The following is a 17,695-nucleotide window of genomic DNA, read 5'->3' as shown; positions in this document are numbered from 1 at the left end:
ACAACTGCGCCGGTCGAAGAAACGAGTGGACCAAGAGAGGCCATAGCATAAATGCTCAGCGCCCAGGTACGTGAACAGCTCGCAGCCGACCTCGCTCAGGCCGAGCGCAGCCGGGTTCCCATCACTCCGTTGACCGACGGAAATCCCGATATCGACGTCGTCGACGCGTACGAGATTCAACTGATCAACATCCGGCAGCGTGTCGCAGAAGGCGCCCGCGTAGTGGGACACAAGGTTGGCCTCTCGTCGGAGGCCATGCAGAAGATGATGAACGTGGACGAACCCGACTACGGGCACCTGCTCGACGACATGCAGGTCTACGAAGACCGGCCAGTCAGGTCGGCCAAGTACCTGTATCCGCGCGTCGAGGTCGAGGTCGGGTTCGTCCTTGCCGACGACCTCCCCGGCGCAGGTTGCACCGAGGACGACGTGCTGGCCGCGACGGCCGCGTTCGCACCGTCGATCGAACTGATCGACACCCGCATCACCGACTGGAAGATCAAGCTGTGCGACACCATCGCCGACAATGCCTCCTCAGCGGGTTGGGTGCTCGGTGAAGCGAGGGTCTCGCCCAAGGACATCGACATTCGCAACATCGATGCCGTGCTGACCAACAACGGTGAGGTCGTCGCCAAGGGGCGCAGCGACGCGGTGCTCGGCAATCCGGTCACCGCGGTGGCATGGCTGGCCCGGAAGGTGGATGGTTTCGGGGTGCGGTTGAAGGCGGGCGACATCGTGTTGCCCGGCTCGTGCACGCGTGCGATAGATGCACCGCCTGGGAGCAATTTCGTTGCCGACTTCACCGGGTTGGGTTCTGTACGACTGAGTTTCGAATAGTTCTGAATAGCTTCGAATAGCGAGGAGTACCCATGGCTCGCAAGGCCTCTGTCGCGATCGTCGGGTCGGGCAACATCAGCACCGACCTGCTCTACAAGTTGCTGCGGTCGGAGTGGCTGGAGCCGCGCTGGATGATCGGCATCGATCCCGAGTCCGAGGGGCTGGCCCGTGCCCGCAAGCTCGGCCTGGAGACATCGCACGAGGGAGTGGACTGGTTGCTCGCTCAAAGCGACAAACCGGACCTGGTCTTCGAGGCCACCAGCGCATACGTGCACCGGGACGCGGCGCCCAAATATGCCGAAGCCGGCATCCGCGCGATCGACCTGACACCGGCGGCGGTAGGGCCTGGCGTGATTCCGCCCGCGAACCTGCGGCAGTACCTGGACGCCGAGAACGTCAACATGGTGACCTGCGGTGGGCAGGCCACCATTCCGATCGTCTACGCAGTCTCCCGTGTTGTCGACGTCCCCTACGGCGAGATCGTGGCGTCGGTGTCCTCGGCGTCGGCCGGACCCGGCACCCGCGCCAACATCGACGAGTTCACCAAGACCACGAGCGCCGGCGTGCAGAACATCGGTGGCGCCAAGCGGGGCAAGGCGATCATCATCCTCAACCCGGCCGAACCGCCAATGATCATGCGCGACACCATCTTCTGCGCTATTCCCGAGGATGCTGACCACGACGCGATCACGCAGTCGATCAAGGACGTGGTCGCCGAAGTGCAGACCTATGTGCCCGGGTATCGGCTGCTCAACGAACCGCAGTTCGACGAGCCGTCGGTGGTCAACGGCGGCAACCACCTGGTCACGACGTTCATCGAGGTCGAGGGTGCCGGGGACTATCTACCGCCGTACGCAGGCAACCTCGACATCATGACCGCGGCGGCCACCAAGGTCGGCGAGGAAATCGCGAAGGAATCACTCTCTCTGGCGGGAGGTGCACAAGCATGAGCACCGATATTTTCTTCAACCCGGTGTGGGACATCCGCATCACCGACACATCGCTGCGTGACGGCTCCCACCACAAGCGCCACCAGTTCACCAAAGATGAGGTGCACTCGATTGTTTCGGCATTGGACGCCGCCGGTGTGCCGGTCATCGAGGTCACCCACGGCGACGGGCTCGGTGGGTCCAGCTTCAACTATGGATTCTCGAAAACGCCTGAGCAGGAACTGATCAAGCTTGCGGCCGAGACCGCGAAAGAGGCCAAGATCGCGTTTTTGATGCTGCCTGGCGTCGGAACCAAAGAGGACATCAAAGAGGCGCAGAACAACGGCGGCACCATCTGCCGGATCGCCACCCACTGCACCGAGGCCGACGTGTCGATTCAGCACTTCGGGCTGGCACGCGAACTGGGCCTCGAGACCGTCGGGTTCCTGATGATGAGCCACACCATTTCGCCGGAAAAGCTTGCGGCACAGGCACGCATCATGGCCGACGCCGGGTGCCAGTGCGTGTACGTCGTCGACTCGGCGGGCGCGTTGGTGCTCGAGGGTGTGCGAGACCGCGTTGCCGCGCTCGTCGCCGAACTCGGCGACGACGCACAGGTCGGCTTTCACGGCCACGAGAACCTCGGCCTCGGCGTCGCCAACAGCGTCGAAGCAGTCCGCGCGGGGGCCAAGCAGATCGACGGCTCGTGCCGCCGGTTCGGTGCGGGTGCGGGCAACGCGCCGGTGGAGGCCCTCATAGGCGTGTTCGACAAGATCGGTGTGAAGACCGGCATCGACTTCTTCGACATCGCTGACGCCGCCGAGGATGTCGTCAAACCCGCGATGCCGCAGGAGTGCCTCCTCGACCGCAATGCGCTGATCATGGGCTACTCGGGGGTCTACTCGAGCTTCCTCAAGCACGCCATCCGCCAGTCCGAGCGCTACGGCGTACCCGCCCATCAACTGCTGCACCGGGCGGGTCAGCGCAAGCTGATCGGCGGCCAGGAGGACCAGCTCATCGACATCGCGCTCGAGATCAAGCGCGAGCAGGACGCGGCCGCCGCGAAGTAGCGCCGTGCGCGGCTGACACCGCGCTCAGCCTGCGATTTGTTTAGGCACCCCCGGATCCGGGTTAGGCCTTTGGTGCGGCTTTCCGTCGCAAACCAAAGGAGTGATTCGATGCATATGTCCGCAACGACCGTGCGACGCGGCCTTTACGGAATGTTCGCCGGTGGCCTGATGGCCTTCGGATCGGCGGCCATCGTCCTGCCCGTCGCCAATGCTGCGCCCGACGCGTGCAGCCAAAGTGGCATCGCGACCACCGCGAGCTCGGTGTCGGCGAGCACAGCGGCCTATCTGGCCGCGCATCCGCAGACCAACCAGGAACTGACGGATATCGCCAAACAGTCACCTGAGCAGGCCGAGCAGGCCTACCAGGTGTACTTCGACGCGAACCCGCAGATCGCCAACGAGTTGCAGGTCATCAACCAGCCCGCGAACGACCTTCTGGCGCAGTGCGGCGTCACCGTGACCCCGACACCGATCTCGGAGATTCTGCAGACGCTCTAGTCAGGTAACGCGGGCAAGATGGGGCGGTGATCGCCGCCCCTACCGCGCGCCGCAGGCGCGTGGGATCCATGGAGGTCTTGCTCGCTTCGCTCATCGCGCTGGCCTCATCGGCCGGCGCGATGAGTGCATTTGTGGCCCGACACGTCGACGTCAGTGTGGCCGCGACGGTGTTCTGCGGAGTGTTCGTCCAGGCGTTGCCGTTCCTGGTGCTTGGTGTGGTGGTCAGCGGTCTGATCGCGGCCTTCGTGTCAGCCGACCGCATCTCCCGCTGGTTACCCTCGCGTCCCGCGTTGGCGGTCGCCGTCGCGGGCGTCGGGGGCGCAGCTCTGCCGGGCTGTGAATGCGGATCGGTGCCGATAGCACGGCGGCTGTTCGGCGGCGGTGTTTCCGGCGCGGCCGCGCTCACGTTCATGTTGTCGGCGCCCGCGATCAACCCCGTCGTGCTGGTGGCCACCGCGGTGGCGTTCCCTGGCCAGCCCGCGATGGTGGTGGCGCGCTGCGCCGGCTCGCTGATCACCTCGGTGGTGATGGGGTTGCTCTGGCTTCGGTGGGGCCGGTCTGAATGGGTGACTCGGCGCCTGCCGAGCCCGCTTGACACCGGCGCGTCACGCTGGGTGGTGTTCACCGAAGCGGCCCGGCACGACTTCCTGCAGGCCGCCTCCTATCTGGTGCTCGGCGCGGCTGCCGCAGCAGCGTTACGAGTTGCCCTGCCTCCGTGGGTGTTTCAACATCTCGCCGGAAACACCTTCGCGGGCGTGCTGACCATGGCGGTATTGGCCGTCGTGTTGGCCCTGTGTTCGGAGGCCGACGCTTTCGTTGCCGCCAGCCTGACAATGCTGCCGCTGCTGCCGCGACTGGTATTCCTCGTCGTCGGGCCTGCCGTCGACCTCAAGCTTGCGGCCATGCAGGCCGGCATGTTCGGCAGGCCTTTCGCAGTTCGGTTCGGGCCTGCGACGTTTGTAGTGGCCACGCTGGTCGCGACGGCGGTCGGCATGGTTTTCCTCGGCGGTGCGCGATGAGTCGGGGGGCGCAGCACACCGTGGTGCTGCTCGTCGGGTTGAGCGCCCTGTTGATGGTGGTCAAGGGTAACTATCTGCACTTCGTCAAGCCGTCTCTGCTGCCGTGGCTGATCGCCGCGGGCGCCGTCCTGATCGGGCTTGCCGTCGCGTCAATGGTCCGGGATCTGCGCCGCGGCGTGTCTGAAGACGATCACGGTCATCGTCATCGCTCGTGGCTGGTCTGGCTGCTGCTGATGCCAATTGCGCTGACCGCGTTCGTGGTGCCGCCGCCACTGGGTGCGCAAGGTGCTGCTCCAGAAGCCCTCTCCACGACGGCACCGCCCAAGCGTGCGTTCCCTCCGCTTCCAGCAGGACGGGCCCCTGTGGTGTCCATTCCGGACGTGATGATGCGGGCCGCGGCCGATTCCACCAACAGCCTCGACAGGCGCCTCATCACGCTCACCGGATTCACGCTCCACTACCCGGCCGGCACCGACCTCGGCCGCGTCGTCATCGTGTGCTGCGCCGCCGACGCGCAACTGGCCCACGTGCACCTGTCCGGCCCCGCCGCCGGGGTTGCGGCCCTCTACCCGGAGGACACCTGGCTCCGGGTAGAGGGCAGCGTCGTGCCCGGATCGTCCGGGCTATCGACGAATTTCGTTCCCACCATTGCAGTTTCGCGGGTGATTCAGGTCGCCAAACCAGCGAATACCTATGCCTATTGAGTGCGCCTGCCTATTGAACCTGCGGCAGCGGGACGAACCAGTCAGGGTTCACCCAAACGCCCCAACCCGGAAAATCGGGATTGAACCGCACAGGCAATGGCACGGTCACGCCGTCGATGTTCGGCGGCAGCCAGACGGCGGGCATGCCGAACGTCACCGGATCATCCCACTGGCCCGGCGGAACTCCGTAGAACGGACCCGGCTGTTTCATCAGCTGTCCGGGGGGACCCCAGGGATTGTGTCCTGGCGGATCGCCGGGCAGCCACGCGTTATCGCCAGGAATCGGTGGAATCGGAGGCCACGGACCCGGCGGGTCGGCCTGTGCGAGCCCGCTACCGATCGCAGTTGCCCCGATCCCCAGCGCGCCTGCAATTGCGGCGCTGGCAGCGATGTTCTTGATCTTCATGCCGAACTCCTTGTCCAACGTCGACTTGTAGTTCATGTGAAGACCCCCCCGGACATCGGGCTGGCTACCCGTCGTGACGCGATGCCAAACACCCCTAACGAGTGGGCTTGGCACCGCCCAATTGCTTGGTGATCGCGTCGGCTGTTGCCACCACGGCGCGCGCACGCTCGCTTATCTCATTGTCGGACAACGACTTTCCGATATGCATGGACACCACCATCGCCTGGCGTTGGTAGTGGTCGAAGACGGGTGCCGAGATCACGCTGATATCGAAACGAGCGGTGCGCCCGCCCGCATTCTCGTCCCGCAGGTAAACCCGTTCGCCGATATCGGACACCAATTCGCCGAGCAGCGCCCGCAGTTCGTCGGGCAGGTTGCTCGGCACGCCCGCCATCAACGAGTACAGCCGCCGTCCGCCAGGGGTCAGGCGCTCCACGAGGTAACCGTCCGCGCGGCACGCGGTGATCACCCGGTTCAGCCGGTCGCTGTTCGTCCGCAGCGGCAGCGTGGGTTCCTTTGCAAGCCAATCGCGTTCGGCTTCGTCGTCCCACAGCACGAACATCAGCCCGACGGGAGGCGCGAAGGGATAACTCTGCCCCACCTCGACGCCGGGTCTTGCACCGGATGGCGCCACCAAATCCAGGACTGTGATTCTGTCATCGATCACGCCGGAGAGGGCGGCGGTGACACCGAAGCGTGCGGACAGGCGGCGCAGCTCGTCGCGGGCTGCGGGGCTGACGCGCATGGACTCCTGGGCTTTGTGCCCGAGGGTGATCAGTGATGGACCGAGGCGGTAGGTCTTGTCGTTCGGGTCACGCACCAGATAGCCGGCCTCGGTGAGGGAGGTGACGATGCCGAGACAGGTCGGCTTGCTCAGCCCGAGCCTGCGGGCGAGATCGGAGAGCCCGAACCGCTCGTCGGGGCACGTCGCAAGGAAGTCCAGGATGCGCACCACGCGCTCGGTGGGAGGCGACGCACGGCCGGTGGTCTCGGTGGCGGACATTCCTGGAGCGTACCCGTGGCGTTCCATATATGTACCGTTGCGGTCGATATGTTGACTCTCGGTAGAACGCGTTCTAGTTTCAGAAGCGTGTTCACAAAGCCATTTACCGATGCGATCGCCGAAGCCGAGAGGCTGGTCGCGCAGGCCCCGCACATCGAATCCGAGGCCGATCTGCTGGAGGGTCTGCAGTATCTGGCGGGCTGCATCGCGGCGTGCACCCACGTGGCGTTCGACTACGACCGCGACCACCCGTTCCTGCACAGCGGCACGGGTCCGTTCACGAAGATGGGCCTCGACAATCCCGACACCCTCTATTTCGGCACCCGCGTGTTGCCCGGCCACGACTACGTCGTGACTGGCAAGCGCGGCACCACAACCGACGTGAGCTTTCAACTGCTCGGCGGTGAATACACCGACGAAGTGGTGCCCGACAGCGAGACGGCATTCGACGACCGCAAACTCGACATCGGCGCGGACGGCACCTTCGAATGGCGCTTCTCCCCGGACGCCCCGTCGCAGTTGGTGATCAGAGAGGTCTACAACGACTGGTCGGCGCAGCGTGGGTCCTTCGCCATCAAGCGTCTCGACACCGCGGGCACGGCACCGCCGCCGCTGACCCGTCAGCTGATTGAAAAGCGTTACGCCACTGCAGGTAAGCAGTTGGTGCAGCGGGTGAAGACCTGGTTGCAGTTTCCGCAGTGGTTCTACACGAACATTCCGGTCAACACGTTGGTGGCGCCCCGGCTCACCCCCGGTGGGCTGGCCACGCAGTACTCGTCGGTCGGCCACTTCGAACTGACACCGGGGCAGGCCATGGTGATCACGCTTCCCGTGAGCGATGCGCCCTATCTCGGATTCCAGTTGGGCAGCCTGTGGTACATCTCGCTGGACTACATCAACCACCAGACGTCGTTGAACGGCACTCAGGCGCAGGCGGATCCGGATGGACAGATCCGAATCGTGGTCGCCGACCGCAACCCCGGCGTCACCAATTGGGTGGAGACGCTTGGCCACCCCAAGGGTTATCTGCAGTTCCGCTGGCAGCGGGTGTCGCGGGAGCTCACCGCGGCGGACGGGCCGACGGCCGAAGTGGTCGATTTCGACAAAGTTGCCGCGTCGCTGCCCTACTACGAGCAGAACAAGATCTCCGAGCAGGACTGGCGCGCGCGAATCGCACAGCGCCAGGCGCAAATTGGACACAGGATGGTGGGGTAGAAGAATGGCCGGCTTACTGGACAGCAAGGTCGTCGTGATCAGTGGTGTCGGCCCTGCGCTCGGCACCACGCTCGCGCGGCGATGCGCCGAGGAGGGTGCGGATCTGGTGCTCGCGGCCCGCACGGTGGAACGTCTGGAGGACGTGGCGAAGCAGATCACCGACCTGGGCAGGCGCTCGGTGTCGGTCGGCACCGACATCACCGACGAGGATCAGGTGAACAACCTCGTCGAAGAGACGCTGAAGGCCTACGGCAAGGTTGACGTGTTGATCAACAACGCGTTCAAGGTGCCGTCCATGAAGCCCTTCGCCAACACCACGTTCGACCACATCCGAGACACACTGGAGCTCACCGTCCTCGGCGCGTTGCGGCTGATTCAGGGCTTCACGCCCGCATTGACGGAGGCGAAGGGGTCCGTGGTCAACGTCAACTCGATGGTGGTGCGTCACTCCGACCCCAAGCAGGGTGCGTACAAGATGGCCAAGTCCGCGTTGTTGGCCATGTCCCAGTCACTGGCCAGTGAGCTCGGCCCGCACGGCGTTCGGGTGAATTCGGTGTTGCCGGGCTACATTTGGGGCGGCACGCTGAAGGGATACTTCGAGCACCAGGCCGGTAAGTACGGTACGACCGTCGACGAGATCTACAAGGCCGCCGCTGTCAACAGCGATCTGAAGCGCCTGCCGACGGAGGATGAAGTCGCCTCGGCGATCCTCTTCATGGCCAGTGATCTGTCCAGCGGCATCACAGGGCAGACTCTCGACGTCAACTGCGGGGAGTACAAGGCTTAAATGACCGCCCGTACCAACGTAGGCACCGTCGACGAGTTGCACGCGTCCGCCATCAAGGCTTGTGGGCTCGATGATTTCGGGACCGACGACGACAACTACCGCGAAGCGCTCGGGGTGCTACTCGACTCGTACGCGCGCGACGCGAACCTGACGGAGTTCGGCAGCAAGATGCAGCGGTTCTTCGTGCGCAACGCGTTGGTTGCGAGGCTGGTGTCGGAGGCCGCGTTCAAACAGTATCCGCAGCACACAGATGTCGCGATCGAGCGGCCGATCTTCGTCACCGGACTGCCGCGCACCGGCACCACCGCCCTGCATCGGCTGTTGGCGGCCGATCCCCGGCATCAAGGCCTCGAACTGTGGCTTGCGGAATTCCCTCAGCCGCGCCCACCACGCGAAACATGGCCGCAAAACCCGGTTTTCGCTGACCTCGATGCGCGCTTCAAGAAAGCTCACGAGGAGAACCCGGATTACACCGGGCTGCATTACATGACCGCAGACGATGTGGAGGAATGCTGGCAGCTGTTGCGGCAGTCTCTGCACTCGGTGTCCTACGAGACACTCGCCCATATCCCCACCTACTCCGGCTGGCTGGCTCGCCAGGACTGGACGCCGCCGTATCAGCGGCACCGTAAGAATCTTCAGCTCATCGGGTTGAACGAGGCGGACAAGCGGTGGGTGTTGAAGAATCCGAGCCACCTGTTCGCGCTCGACGCGTTGTTCGCGACGTATCCCGACGCGCTGGTGGTCCAGTGTCATCGGCCGCCCGAAACGATCATGGCGTCGATGTGCTCGTTGGCCCAGCACACGACCGAGGGCTGGTCGACGACATTTGTCGGTGAGACGATCGGGGCGGACGCATTGGAGACGTGGTCTCGGGGACTCGAGTTGTTCAATGCCGAACGGGTCAAACATGATTCGTCCCAATTCTACGACATGGACTATTTCGACTTCATCGCTGAACCGGTCCGCGAGCTGGAGAAGATCTATCGGCACTTCGGCATCGATTTCAGCGACGAGGCAAGGACGGCGGCGGAGGATACCCATGCCGAGAGCAAGAAGGGCCCCCGCGCCCCGAAGCACAGTTATTCACTGGCCGATTACGGCCTGACGGGCGAGCAGGTCAAGGACCGCTTCAAGGGGCTCTAGCTTCTAACGCGCGAGAAAGCTCAGGCCGTCGTATTGGCCAGCTCCTCGATGCGTTTCAGCGCGTCGTGAGCCAGTGACAGCACGTCGTATCCGTTGACGGCCGCACACGTCGAGATTCGCACCGCCGCGTTGTGCGCCGCGACGAACGCGTTGTCACACGCCCAGTCGGGCGCCCGAAACGAGTAGAGCACGACGTCCGGTGACCCCGATTCGATGTGCGGCAGCAACCGGAAGTGGTAGTCGCGGCCGCGCATGTCGGTGACAGTGAACGGCACATCGCGGCACGATTCGATGGTGCGTGCGGTCTGCGCGAGCGCGTACTCCGGGTCAAAGTCGGCGTGGTAGACGCCGACGGCCTCGTCGATGACCACGTCGGGGCCGTCCTCGGTCACCCAGTGTCCGCCGTCGGTCGCCGCCGGGTCCAGATCGAAGATCAGCGGCGGGTCCACCTCCCGCGCCAGCCCGGCGCACTGCGGCGGTGTGACGGTGACGAACAGGTTGCCGTCCTTGTCTTGAACCTTGTCGCTCAACAGGTCGTCGACCTGAAGCGCGGTGATCGGTGCCACCGGTCGCTCAGGCCGCGGCGTCGGCGCCTCGGCATCTCGGGTGCAGCCCGCGACGGCGAGGCTGATCAGCAGACTAGCCGTCGCCCGGCGAAGGGGCACTGGACATTTCCTCTAAACACCCCTCGGCCACCGCGTGTCTGATGCTGTCGGCGAGCTTCGGACAGGATTTCGCTCGAGCGGAGTCACCGCCGGATTGCCGGATCTCGCTGAAATATGCACACCGCTGCAAGGCTTCAGTGTTCCACTGCACCGATGTATGGCCGGGGCCGAGTTTCTTGACCTGCACCGCGACGTGGCAGAACCGGCAGTCGACGGACACCAAACCAGATGTCAAGTACCGCTGGCGATCACGCTGCGTGGCTTCGCGCACCGCCGCGGCGCGATCGGGATCCGACGCGAAGTTCGGTGCGCCAGCAGATTTCGGCGCCCCGCCCTCCGCATGGGCACCGTGTCCCTCGTGATCATCGTGTGCGCCGTAGAGCTCCAGCATCGACCGTGCCAGCCGGTCGGCGTCCGGGGCGTCCTTGCGCGCGGTCATTTACGAACCGGCCTTTTCCTTCTCGGCAGCCTGTTGCTTGAGATTCTCTTCGACTTCGACGTGCCACTTCTCGTTGGCCGCAGTGGTGTCGATCTCGATCTCGAACCGGTCGGTCATGTCCGAACTGACGTCGGCGGCGTTGACGTAGAACTGTTGGTACCACCGGCGCATCTGATAGACCGCGCCGTCTTCCTCGACAAGCAGCGGATTCTCGATGCGGGTCTTGTGTTTCCAGATTTCGACGTCCTGCAGGAAGCCCTTACTGACCCCTTCGGTGAACACTGTCGCCAGCTTTTCGGTGGTCTCCTCATCGAGTCCCTTGGGCTTCTCGACGATCACCCCCCACTGCAGCATGAACGAGTTCTGGGTGACCGGATAGTGGCAGTTGATCAGGATCGACTCGGCCTTGAATCCGCCATAACTGTTGTGCAGCCAGTTGATCATGAACGACGGACCGAAGTACGACGCCTCCGAATCCAGATGCGCCTCACCGTAAGTGGTGCCCATGTCGTCGACATCGGGACGGCCCACGTTGTGCAGGTACTGCGACGCGATGTGGCCCTCGAACACGTTCTTGAAGTACGTCGGCAGCCCGAAATGGATGTAGAAGAAGTGCGCCATATCCGTGACGTTGTCGATGATGTCGCGGCAGTTGGAGCCTTCGATCAGGATCGAGTTCCACTTCCAATCGGTCCACTCGTCGCTGGCCGCCTCTGGAATCTCCGGGATGCGCACCTCTGGTTGCGGTGGATTGCCCTCGTGGTCGTGCCAGACGAACAGCAGTCCGCCGCGCACATCGGTCGTCCACGACCTGGTGCGGGCCAATCGCGGGGTGCGCTTGGCGTAGGGCACCAACTTGCACTTGCCGTCGCCGCCCCAGCGCCAGTCGTGGAAGGGGCAGGCGACCTCGTCACCCTTGATGGTGCCCTGCGCCAGGTTGCCGCCCATGTGCCTGCAGTAGCCATCAAGAACTTTGATGTCGCCGTGCGAATCGGCGAAAACCACCAACATGGTCCCGAAAATCTCGATGCCGTGCGGTTTGCCGTCCAAATAGTCCTGCACCGGGCCAAGGCAGTGCCAGCCTCGCGCGTACCTGTCCGGCAGCGTGCCGGCGTCGATTTCGCGGATGCCTGCGGTTTCGGTGGTCACCTCTGGTCTCCCAATCTGTGCTCTCTAACTAGAACACGTTACAGTTTTTGCCCAGCGGGGCGCAATCGACGCGGTTGATCGGCTCTCCCCCTGCCCAGCTTCGCGGGCGGGAGGTGCCCCCACGCGCAACCGCTCGTCGCTGGGTTTACCTGCGGTATATCTAGACGATGCCGTTGTACTCATTCGAGGGCCGATCACCGACGGTCGATCCAGGCGCGTTTGTCGCGCCCACCGCCACGCTGGTTGGCGACGTGCATGTCGAGGCAGGCGCGTCGGTGTGGTTCAACGCGGTCATCCGCGCCGACTTCGCACCGATCATCGTCCGGGAAGGCGCCAACGTACAGGACTGCTGCGTGCTGCACGCGCCGCCGGGCATTCCTGTCGACGTCGGCCCTGGGGCCACCGTCGCGCACGGGTGTGTGGTGCACGGAGTACACATCGGGGCCCAGGCGGTGCTCGCCAACCACTGCACGGTCCTCGACGGCGCTGTCATCGGCGCCCGCAGCCTGATCGCCGCGCATTCGCTGGTGGTCGGTGGCACGAAGATTCCCGACGAGGTGCTGGTGACCGGTGCCCCCGCGAAGGTGCGAGGGCCGGTCGCGGGCACCGGTGCCCAGATGTGGGTCGACACCAACCCCGGGGCGTATCAGGACCTGGCCCGCCGCTACATGACCGGAATGCGACCCGTTTCCGAATAGCGCGCCGTAGCGTGGCGCCATGACCATAGGTCAGGTCGCCGAACTGTGGCGCTATCCCGTCAAGTCGCTGGGCGGCGCTCGAATCGAACATGCCGACGTGGGGCCGAGGGGAGTCCTCGGTGATCGACTGTGGGCGGTTCGCGACGTCGAGAAGGGCGTCACGGCCTCTGCGCGCCAACTCCCAGCACTGCTGACTGCGACCGCTCGATACCTCGACGCTGTTCCGCCGGACGCAGGCCCCGGCAACGTTCCCGAGGTGGCGATCACCTTTCCCGACGGATCGGTGGTGCCCAGCAGCGACAGCGGCGTGAACACCAAACTCTCTGAATTGGCCCACCGTGAGGTCGAGTTGACCGCATTGCCGCCGGTCGACGACACCCGCCTGCACGAACTCTCACGCGCGGAGCGCTCCGAAACCATGTCGGCGGGATGGCTTCGGGCGGCGTTCGGCCTCGCGGACGACGACAAGTTGCCTGATCTGTCGATGATGCGGTTTTCGGACATGGTCAACTTCACCCGCTACTCCACCCCACCGGGGATGTTCGTCGACTTGGCTCCGCTGCATGTGCTGACCAAGACCAGCCTGGCGACCATCGGCGCCGAAGTCGGCAGTGATCTTGATGTGCGCCGGTTTCGGCCCAATGTGCTTCTCGCGGTTGATGATCCAGCCGACGGGCTGCCGGAGTCACATTGGACCGGAGCGCAGCTCGCAGTCGGTGGCACCGTCCTGGAGGTCACGATGCCGACGATCCGCTGCGTCGTTCCCAGCCGGGCGCAACCCGGATTCGAGGTTGATCGCCGAATCACCAAGGTCGTGGCCACGCGTGCGGAGCGCTGCCTCGGCGTCTACTGCTGGGTCGACACCGGCGGCAGGGTGCGGGTCGGCGACGATGTCGCGTTGCGGCCCGCCAACGCATCGCGTCGGTTCCTCGGCGAGGCCGGCCGTCGCGCGAAGCGGATCACATTCGGATTGGTCAACATGGGCATCGACCGGCTGTCGCGTTGACCCCGCTGGCCCAGCAGTAACCGGCAGGTGCGCAGCAATAGCTCACGCTCCTCGTCGGCGCAATCTGCGGCGCGCGCCGTGGAAACCACGTGCACACACCGCTCACGCACCCGGTCGGCGCTCATTCCGAATTCGACGAAGCACTCGTTGTCCGGCGGTCCGCCGTACGGCGCCCAGCTGACCATGAACGACAGCAAGTCGCGGTCGAAGCGATCCAATGGCCGCATACGCGTGCGGTGGCGTCAGAGCCCGGCGGCGACGTGGTGGTACACGTCGTTCCACTTGAGCTCTCGAACAAAACCGCGCACAGTGGTGTCGGCGTCGATCACCAGCAACTCTGTCTCGGTCATCGCGGCGAAGTCCTCGAGCATCTCCGTCCCGACCGCTGTGGTCAGCACGGTGTGGTGCGGTGCGCCCGCCACCAGCCATGTCTCGGCGGCGACGGACCAGTTCGGGCGCGGCTCCCACACCGCGCATGCAACGGGCAGCTTCGGCAGCGGTGCCGGCGGCTCGACTACCCGAACCTCGTTGGCCACCAGTCGGAATCGTGAACCGATATCGCTGATTCCGAGAATCACCGCATCCGCCGGTGCCGCCGTGAACCGCAATCGGACCGGGTCCTCTCGGCTGCCGATCGACAGCGGATGCACTTCCAGCGACGGCACCTCCGCGGCGATGGACGGGCACACCTCGAGCATGTGAGCGCCGAGCACTCGTTCAGCGCCCGCGGTCAGGTCGTAGGTGTAGTCCTCCATGAACGAGGTACCGCCGGGCAGTCCCTCGGCCATCACCTTGACCGCTCGCAGCATCACGGCGGTCTTCCAGTCGCCCTCTGCGCCGAACCCGTAGCCGTCGGCCATCAGCCGCTGCACCGCGAGGCCGGGCAGCTGGCGCAGCCCGCCCAGGTCTTCGAAGTTCGTGGTGAACGCGTGAAAGCTGCCGGTTTCCAGGAACTTCCGCAGCCCAGCCTCGATCTGTGCGCCGTGCCGAAGCGAGGTATGGCGCTCACCTCCTGGGCGCAGTTCTGGCGCCAGCCGGTAGGCGTTCTCGTACTCGCGCACCAGTTTGTCGACCTCCGACGCAGGCACCCGCTCCACCATGTCGACCAGATCGTTGACCGCATAGGTGTTGATCGAGGCGCCGAAATGTGCTTCCGCCTCGACCTTGTCGCCCTCAGTGACGGCGACGTTGCGCATGTTGTCGCCGAACCGCGCGACCCGCAGGGTAGCGAGTTCGGCGGCGGCGAGCGCGGCGCGCGTCCATGCCCCGATGCGTGCGCGGGTGCGTTGATCGCTGACGTGCCCGGCGACGGTTTTGCGCGGCGTCGAGAGCCGCGACTGGATGTAGCCGAACTCCCGGTCGCCGTGCGCGGCCTGGTTGAGGTTCATGAAGTCCATATCGATGCTGCCCCATGGCAACTCGACACCGAACTGGGTGTGCAGATGCAACAGGGGCTTCTGCAGTGCCTTCAGCCCGCGGATCCACATCTTGGCTGGGGAGAAGGTGTGCATCCACGCGATCACGCCGACGCAGTGCGCGCTGTCGTTGGCCTGCCGGATCACCGCCGCGATGTTGTCGGAGGTGACAACTGTCGGTACCCAGATGATCCTGATCGGGATCTCGGCGCTGCCGTCGAGTTGTTCGGCGAGCTGGCGAGACTGGCGCGCCACCTGATCGAGGGTTTCCTCGCCGTACATGGCCTGGCTCCCGGTGACGAACCACACTTCGCCGTCGACCATTCCTGAATCGATCATGGTGTTGAACCTTCCTGCGCAGCTGCCTGCTGGCCGTAGACGTTCTGGTAGCGGTCGAACAGCGCGGTGATGTCGCTGTCGTCGATCTTCTCGAGTGCGCCGAGTTGTCGACCAATGTGCACGGTGCGCGCGACATCCTCGACCATGACGGCCGCCTTGACTGCCGAGCGCGCGTCGGGTCCGACGGTGAACGGCCCGTGGTTGCGCATCAACACGGCGGGAGATCGGCTGTGCCGTAGTGCCTCCACGATGCCGCGGCCGATCGAGTCGTCCCCGATCAACGCGAACGGGCCGACCGGAATGTCGCCGCCGAACTCGTCGGCGATCATCGTCAACACGCACGGGATGGGTTCGCCCCTTGCCGCCCACGCGGTGGCATACGTCGAGTGGGTGTGCACCACACCGCCCACCTCGGGCATGTGCCGGTAGACATAGGCATGTGCTGCGGTGTCCGAGGACGGCGCGAACCGACCGTCCACCAGGTTGCCGTGCAGGTCGCACACCACCATGTCGTCGGGAGCCAACGCGTCGTAATCCACGCCGGACGGTTTGATCACCATCAAGTCGCGCCCGGGCACACGGGCCGAGACGTTGCCCGCGGTCCAGATGACGAGCTGATACTTCGTCAGCTGCGCGTGCAGCGCACAGACTTCCCGGCGCAGATCTTCGACGATGGTCTGGATCTCGGAGGTGACGGTCATCAGCTTCTTTCGGCTCGTGCGTTGGCGGCTATCGTGCGCAGCGTCCGCATCATTGCGTTGCCGCGGCCGAACCAGTCGTGCAGCTTGACGTACTCGGCATACAACGCGTCGTAGCGTGCGGCGTGCTCGCCGATCGGCGTGTACGCGTGGTGCGTACGACCGCCCATCTGCTTCGCTGCGGCCGGCACGGTCTGATAAGCGCCTGCGGTCGCGGCGGCGTGAATGGCCGCGCCAAGCGCGGGCGCCTGCGTCGAATTGACCGTCGAAAGGGGCAGTCCTATGACGTCGGCATAGATCTGCATGAGCAGGCGGTTCTTCAAAAGGCCGCCGCCGATGACGACTTCGGTGACCGGAACCCCGCTGTTGCTGAATGTTTCGACGATCATCCGGGTGCCGAACGCGGTCGCCTCCAGCAGCGCGCGGTACATGTCGGCACAGGTGGTGGCCAGGGTCTGCCCGACCATCACGCCCGACAACTGGTGATCGACCAGCACCGACCGATTGCCGCTGTGCCAATCGAGTGCCACGAGGCCGTGCTGACCGACGCGCTGGTCTGCTGCCTGTTCGGTGAGCAGGTCGTGAACGGACATGTTGCGGGCCCGCGCCTGTTCGTGAACGGCCTGCGGAACGCAGTTGTCGATGAACCACGCGAAGATGTCCCCGACGCCGGACTGACCCGCCTCGTAACCCCAGTAGCCGGCGACGATGCCGCCGTCGACGACGCCGCACATGCCCGGAACTTCCTGCAGCACATCGGAGTTGAGCACGTGGCAGGTTGAGGTGCCCATGATGGCCAGTAGTTGGCCGGGTTCGAGGGAGTCGGCCGCGGCCGCTGTCACATGCGCGTCGACGTTGCCGACCGCGACCGGTATGCCTGCCGCCAGCCCGGTCCACCCGGCCGCTTCCTCGGTCAGTGGTCCGGCGCTCGCGCCGAGCGCGCCGATCGGGTGGTCGAGTTTGGTATCGACGAAATCGGCGAACTCGGGGTGCAGGGCGGTCAGGAATTCGCGGGACGGGTACTGCCCGTCCTGGAGGATGCCCTTGTACCCGGCGCTGCACGCGTTACGCACGTACTTGCCACACAGCTGCCAGACGATCCAGTCGGCGGCTTCCACCCATCTGTCGATGGCGTGATAGACCTCCGCGTCCTCTTCGAGGATCTGCAAGGCCTTCGCGAACTCCCACTCACTGGAGATGAATCCGCCGTATCGCTTGAGCCACAGTTCGTTCCGGTCACTGGCCAGGGAGTTGATCCGATCGGCCTGTACCTGCGCGGAATGGTGTTTCCACAACTTCGCATATGCGTGCGGCCGCTCAGCGAAGGCGGCCGTCTCAGACAGGGGGGTGCCGTTCGAGAGCACGGGAACCATCGTGCAGGCGGTGAAATCAGTGCCGATCCCGATCACATCGCGAGGGTCGACACCGGCCCGCCGGATCGCTTCAGGTACCGCGGTTTTCAGCACCTTCCGGTAATCGTCGGGCACCTGGAGCGCCCATTCCGCGGGCAACCGCACATCGCCGACGGGCAGAGCCTGAGTCAGCACCCCGTGCTCGTAGTCGTGGTCGGCGCTGCCCATTTCCTCGCCGTCGTCGACACGCACGACGACGGCGCGTCCTGAGAGGGTGCCGAAATCAATTCCGACCGTGTACTTCTGACGTGGCATCAATG

At 64.8% G+C, this 17,695-nt stretch carries 19 protein-coding genes; 11 read left to right on the top strand and 8 right to left on the bottom strand.

The genetic code is table 11. The features are described from left to right. Positions 1-51: 51 nt before the first annotated feature. The 6 genes from ACGFK1_RS13095 (at position 52) to ACGFK1_RS13070 (ending at position 5,057) form a co-directional block, all read left to right on the top strand. Positions 52-837 carry a 2-keto-4-pentenoate hydratase gene (locus ACGFK1_RS13095; protein ID WP_393429136.1) on the top strand — a complete coding sequence of 262 codons (786 nt, stop codon included), beginning with the start codon at positions 52-54 and terminating at the stop codon, positions 835-837. A 32-nt stretch (positions 838-869) separates the two neighbouring features. Beyond that, positions 870-1,787 carry an acetaldehyde dehydrogenase (acetylating) gene (locus ACGFK1_RS13090; protein ID WP_393429133.1) on the top strand — a complete coding sequence of 306 codons (918 nt, stop codon included), beginning with the start codon at positions 870-872 and terminating at the stop codon, positions 1,785-1,787. Continuing rightward, positions 1,784-2,836, top strand: a complete 1,053-nt coding sequence (gene dmpG / locus ACGFK1_RS13085) for a 4-hydroxy-2-oxovalerate aldolase (RefSeq protein ID WP_393429130.1) — start codon at positions 1,784-1,786, stop codon at positions 2,834-2,836. The genes ACGFK1_RS13090 and dmpG overlap by 4 nt, the downstream gene beginning before the upstream one ends. A gap of 114 nt (positions 2,837-2,950) precedes the next feature. Continuing rightward, positions 2,951-3,334: a hemophore-related protein gene (locus ACGFK1_RS13080; RefSeq protein WP_393429127.1), complete on the top strand. Its 384-nt coding sequence runs from the start codon at positions 2,951-2,953 to the stop codon at positions 3,332-3,334. 26 nt (positions 3,335-3,360) lie between these two features. After that, positions 3,361-4,353 (top strand): permease, encoded by a 993-nt coding sequence (locus tag ACGFK1_RS13075; RefSeq protein ID WP_393429124.1) that lies wholly within the window; start codon positions 3,361-3,363, stop codon positions 4,351-4,353. Next, a complete protein-coding gene (locus ACGFK1_RS13070) occupies positions 4,350-5,057 on the top strand; it encodes a TIGR03943 family putative permease subunit (protein ID WP_393429121.1) in 708 nt (235 codons plus the stop codon). The genes ACGFK1_RS13075 and ACGFK1_RS13070 overlap by 4 nt, the downstream gene beginning before the upstream one ends. 10 nt (positions 5,058-5,067) lie before the next feature. Here the strand turns inward: ACGFK1_RS13070 and ACGFK1_RS13065 are convergent, their stop codons facing one another. Together ACGFK1_RS13065 and ACGFK1_RS13060 are read right to left on the bottom strand one after the other, a co-directional pair. Further along, entirely contained in the window at positions 5,068-5,499 is a 432-nt protein-coding gene (locus ACGFK1_RS13065; RefSeq protein ID WP_393429118.1) for a hypothetical protein, read from the bottom strand. A gap of 58 nt (positions 5,500-5,557) precedes the next feature. Next, positions 5,558-6,466 (bottom strand): IclR family transcriptional regulator, encoded by a 909-nt coding sequence (locus tag ACGFK1_RS13060; protein ID WP_393429115.1) that lies wholly within the window; start codon positions 6,464-6,466, stop codon positions 5,558-5,560. Positions 6,467-6,514: 48 nt separating this feature from the next. Between ACGFK1_RS13060 and ACGFK1_RS13055 the strand changes: the two genes are divergently transcribed. Genes ACGFK1_RS13055 through ACGFK1_RS13045 form a run of 3 tightly spaced genes read left to right on the top strand, consistent with a single transcriptional unit; the run spans position 6,515 to position 9,614 of the window. After that, complete coding sequence (locus tag ACGFK1_RS13055) at positions 6,515-7,681, top strand: hypothetical protein (protein WP_393429112.1); 1,167 nt, start codon at positions 6,515-6,517, stop codon at positions 7,679-7,681. Positions 7,682-7,685: 4 nt separating this feature from the next. Continuing rightward, positions 7,686-8,468, top strand: coding sequence for an SDR family oxidoreductase (locus tag ACGFK1_RS13050; protein ID WP_393429109.1), 783 nt, complete (start codon positions 7,686-7,688; stop codon positions 8,466-8,468). Beyond that, positions 8,469-9,614: a sulfotransferase family protein gene (locus ACGFK1_RS13045; protein ID WP_393429106.1), complete on the top strand. Its 1,146-nt coding sequence runs from the start codon at positions 8,469-8,471 to the stop codon at positions 9,612-9,614. A gap of 20 nt (positions 9,615-9,634) precedes the next feature. Here ACGFK1_RS13045 and ACGFK1_RS13040 read toward each other — a convergent pair whose 3' ends face one another. From ACGFK1_RS13040 to ACGFK1_RS13030, 3 genes are read right to left on the bottom strand one after another with little or no spacing between them, the layout of a single operon-like run. Continuing rightward, positions 9,635-10,279 carry a sensor domain-containing protein gene (locus tag ACGFK1_RS13040; RefSeq protein WP_393429102.1) on the bottom strand — a complete coding sequence of 215 codons (645 nt, stop codon included), beginning with the start codon at positions 10,277-10,279 and terminating at the stop codon, positions 9,635-9,637. Then, positions 10,254-10,718, bottom strand: coding sequence for a hypothetical protein (locus tag ACGFK1_RS13035; protein ID WP_393429099.1), 465 nt, complete (start codon positions 10,716-10,718; stop codon positions 10,254-10,256). Before ACGFK1_RS13035 ends, ACGFK1_RS13040 begins: the two co-directional genes overlap by 26 nt. Further along, entirely contained in the window at positions 10,719-11,867 is a 1,149-nt protein-coding gene (locus tag ACGFK1_RS13030) for a Rieske 2Fe-2S domain-containing protein (RefSeq protein WP_393429095.1), read from the bottom strand. It abuts the gene before it with no gap. A 167-nt stretch (positions 11,868-12,034) separates the two neighbouring features. Between ACGFK1_RS13030 and ACGFK1_RS13025 the strand changes: the two genes are divergently transcribed. Together ACGFK1_RS13025 and ACGFK1_RS13020 are read left to right on the top strand one after the other, a co-directional pair. Then, a complete protein-coding gene (locus tag ACGFK1_RS13025) occupies positions 12,035-12,565 on the top strand; it encodes a gamma carbonic anhydrase family protein (RefSeq protein WP_393429092.1) in 531 nt (176 codons plus the stop codon). A 19-nt stretch (positions 12,566-12,584) separates the two neighbouring features. After that, positions 12,585-13,571 (top strand): MOSC domain-containing protein, encoded by a 987-nt coding sequence (locus ACGFK1_RS13020; RefSeq protein ID WP_393429089.1) that lies wholly within the window; start codon positions 12,585-12,587, stop codon positions 13,569-13,571. A gap of 242 nt (positions 13,572-13,813) precedes the next feature. On the opposite strand, the gene araA is transcribed toward ACGFK1_RS13020, so the two are convergent. From araA to araB, 3 genes are read right to left on the bottom strand one after another with little or no spacing between them, the layout of a single operon-like run. Then, the gene (gene araA / locus ACGFK1_RS13015; protein ID WP_393429086.1) at positions 13,814-15,325 is read right to left on the bottom strand and encodes an L-arabinose isomerase; all 1,512 of its coding nucleotides are present in this window, start codon (positions 15,323-15,325) and stop codon (positions 13,814-13,816) included. Continuing rightward, on the bottom strand, positions 15,322-16,026 hold the full coding sequence (locus ACGFK1_RS13010; RefSeq protein ID WP_393429083.1) for an L-ribulose-5-phosphate 4-epimerase: 705 nt from the start codon (positions 16,024-16,026) through the stop codon (positions 15,322-15,324). The genes araA and ACGFK1_RS13010 overlap by 4 nt, the downstream gene beginning before the upstream one ends. Beyond that, positions 16,026-17,690 (bottom strand): ribulokinase, encoded by a 1,665-nt coding sequence (araB, locus tag ACGFK1_RS13005; RefSeq protein WP_393429080.1) that lies wholly within the window; start codon positions 17,688-17,690, stop codon positions 16,026-16,028. Before araB ends, ACGFK1_RS13010 begins: the two co-directional genes overlap by 1 nt. Positions 17,691-17,695 lie beyond the last annotated feature (5 nt).

Source organism: Mycobacterium sp. NPDC048908, assembly GCF_043197955.1.
In the GTDB taxonomy this organism is placed as follows: domain Bacteria; phylum Actinomycetota; class Actinomycetes; order Mycobacteriales; family Mycobacteriaceae; genus Mycobacterium.
The sequence above is the reverse complement of the archived record's forward strand: the minus strand, read 5'-3'. Positions and strand labels throughout refer to the sequence as shown.